Source organism: Micromonospora sp. KC721 (assembly GCF_004348355.1).
In the GTDB taxonomy this organism is placed as follows: Bacteria; Actinomycetota; Actinomycetes; order Mycobacteriales; family Micromonosporaceae; genus Micromonospora.
Genome location: NZ_SMJY01000341.1, coordinates 1 through 3,013, shown reverse-complemented (window position 1 = coordinate 3,013; position 3,013 = coordinate 1). Strand labels below are relative to the sequence as shown.

Genomic DNA, 3,013 nt, shown 5'->3' with positions numbered 1-3,013 from the left:
CGTCAACGGTGAGCCGGCGCCGCCGGTCTCCCGACTTCCCGGGCCGGGCGCGTTCGATCCGGGGCGTCGGGGCGTACGAGCGCTGGCCGTCGTCGCCGTGCTGGTGGTGCTCGGTGCCGGCTTCTGGGCCTGGCGGTCCCGGCCGCAGGCCGAGCCGGTCCGTCCGTCGACCACGGCCCTGCCCGAAACGTCGACCCTGGCCGGAGCGTCCGCCGCGCCGGAGACGGTCGCCGGTCCCGCCGGTGAGCTGGTCGTCGCGGTCGCCGGCAAGGTTCGCCGTCCGGGCCTGGTCCGGGTGCCGGCCGGCGCGCGGGTGGCCGACGCGGTGCAGGCCGCCGGCGGTGCCCTGCCCGGTGTGGACGTCGCCCTGCTCAACCCCGCCCGCAAGGTCTCCGACGGAGAGCTGATTGTGATCGGCGTACCGGCACCCCCTGGCGTTGCCGCGCCCGCCGCCCCAGCGGCTCCCGGCGCGGCTCCCGGCGTCGGTGAACGGCTCAACCTGAACGCCGCCACGCTGGCCCAGCTCGACGCGCTGCCCGGAGTCGGCCCGGTGCTCGCCCAGCGCATCCTGACCCACCGCGACCAGCACGGCGGCTTCCGGTCGGTGGGTGACCTGCGCCGGGTCGACGGAATCGGCGACGCCCGGTACGAACAGCTCAAGGACCTGGTGACGGTGTGAACGGGCGCATCACGGCGGCGGACCGGGGCGACGTCGACCCCCCGGATCCCCCGGACCTGCGGCTGGCCGGGCTGGCGGCGGCGACCTGGCTCGCCGCGCTGGCCGGCTTGCACCTCACCACGGCGACGACCACCGTGCTCGCCGCCACTGCCGCCGGTCTCGCCGCTGCCGCCGCGGCGCACCTGCTCGGCCGGCTCGGCCGGCCGACCGGGCTGCTCCGGCAACACGGCTGGGTCGCCGTAGCGGTGCTGCTCGGCGTCGTCTGCGGGGCCGGCGTCACCGCCGCCCGGCTGTCCGTCCGGGACGCCGCGCCCCTGCGCGCGTTGGTCGACGAGCGCGTTCGGGTCACCGCCGAGCTGGTCGTCCGCGATGACCCCCGCCCGGTCCGTGCCGCCCCGGGGCGCCCGTCGACCCTGCTGGTCCCGGCCGAGCTGGTCCAGCTCACCGGACCCGAGGGCCAGCGGGTCGCCGCCCCGGTACGGGTGCTGCTGTTGGCGACCGACCCCGGCTGGCGGGGCCGGCTGCCGGGGCAGCGGCTCACCGCCGAAGGGCGGCTGACCGCGCCACGTGGCGGGGACCTCACCGCCGCCGTGCTCATCGTGGCCGGCCCGCCCGTGCCGCACGGGCGGCCACCGTGGCTGCAGCGTGCCGCCGGTGCGCTCCGCGCCGGCCTGCAACGGGCCTGCGCCCCGCTCCCCGACGAGCCGGGTGGGCTGCTGCCCGGCCTGGTGGTCGGGGACACCAGCGCGCTGCCGGCCGCGGTGGAGGAGGACTTCCGAGCCACCGGAATGACCCACCTCAACGCGGTCTCCGGGTCCAACGTGGCGATCGTGGTCGGCGCGGTCCTGCTGCTCGTCCGCTGGGCTCGGGCCGGTCCCCGGGTGGGCGCTGTGCTCTGCGGGCTGGCCCTGGTCGGGTTCGTCGTGCTGGTGCGCCCGTCGCCGAGTGTGGTCCGGGCGGCCACCATGGGTGCGATCGGGCTGGCTGCGCTCGCCGCCGGTCGTCCCCGCGCCGCGCTGCCCGCACTGGGCGCCGCGGTGACCGTGCTGGTGCTGATCGACCCCGAGTTGGCCGGGGATGCCGGCTTCGCGCTCTCCGTTCTGGCCACGGCGGGGTTGCTGCTGCTCGCCCCCAACTGGCGGGACGCGCTGCGGCGGCGCGGCGTGCCAGCCGGGCTGGCCGAGGCGTTGGCCGTGCCGGCAGCGGCGCAACTCGCCTGCGGGCCGGTGGTGGCCGGTATCTCCGGCACGGTCAGCCTGGTGGCGGTGCCGGCCAACCTGCTGGCGGTGCCGGCCATCGCGCCGGCCACCGTGCTCGGGGTGCTGGCCGCCGCGGTCTCGCCGTGGTGGCCGGCCGCAGCCGAGTTCGTGGCCTGGCTGGCGAGCTGGCCCGCCTGGTGGTTGGTGACGGTGGCCCGGGTGGGTGCCCGGTTGCCGGCCGGTAACCTGCCCTGGCCCGGTGGGGTGGCGGGAGCGCTGCTGCTGGCCGGGCTGACCGTGGCGCTGCTGTTGGCCGCCCGGCGTCCCGTGGTCCGGCGGCTGGTGGCGGTCTGCGCCGTCGCGGCGGTGCTGGGTGCCCTGCCGGTGCGCATCCTGGCCGCCGGTTGGCCACCGGCCGGCTGGGTGCTGGTCGGCTGCGCGGTCGGTCAGGGGGACGCGCTGGTGCTGCCGGTGGCGGCCGGGCGAGCCGTGGTGGTCGACGCCGGCCCGGAGCCGTCGGCGGTGGACGGTTGCCTGCGCCGGTTGGCCGTGCGGGAGGTGTCGTTGCTGGTGGTGAGCCACTTCCACGTCGACCACGTGGGCGGGGTGGCCGGGGTACTGCGGAGCCGCCGGCTGGGCGGGGTGGTGACGCCCGCGCTCGCCGAACCGGCGGCCGGACGCGAAATGGTGGCCGCTGCGACGGCCGGAATCGTGGTGCCGAGGGCCGCGTCGGCCGGTTGGTCGTACCGGGCGGGTGCGGTGGAGTTGACGGTTCTCGGCCCGCCGTACCCGATGCGCGGCACCCGATCTGACCCGAACAACAACTCCCTGGTGCTGCGGGCCACCGTCGGCGGGGTGCGCATCCTGCTCACCGGAGACGCCGAGACCGAGGAGCAGCGGGCCATGGTGGAGCGTCTTCCGCCCGACGCGCTACGGGCCGAGGTGCTGAAGGTCGCGCACCACGGCAGTGCCTACCAGGATCCGGTTTTCCTGGACGCGGTCCGGCCGGCCGTCGCCGTGGTGCCGGTGGGCGCGCGCAACGACTACGGCCACCCCAACCCATCCATCCTGGGGCGACTGACGCGGGGCGGGGCCCGGGTGCTGCGTACGGACACCGACGGCGACGTCGCGGTGG

The 3,013-nt window shown here is 77.2% G+C and carries 2 protein-coding genes; both read left to right on the top strand.

The genetic code is table 11. From position 1 onward, the window contains the following. Positions 1-679, top strand: a 679-nt coding sequence (locus E1182_RS30005; RefSeq protein ID WP_132271106.1) for a ComEA family DNA-binding protein, incomplete at its 5' end; no start/stop codon positions are given. Further along, the coding region (locus E1182_RS30000; protein ID WP_207921577.1) for a ComEC/Rec2 family competence protein at positions 676-3,013 on the top strand (2,338 nt) is incomplete at its 3' end. The genes E1182_RS30005 and E1182_RS30000, both read left to right, overlap by 4 nt.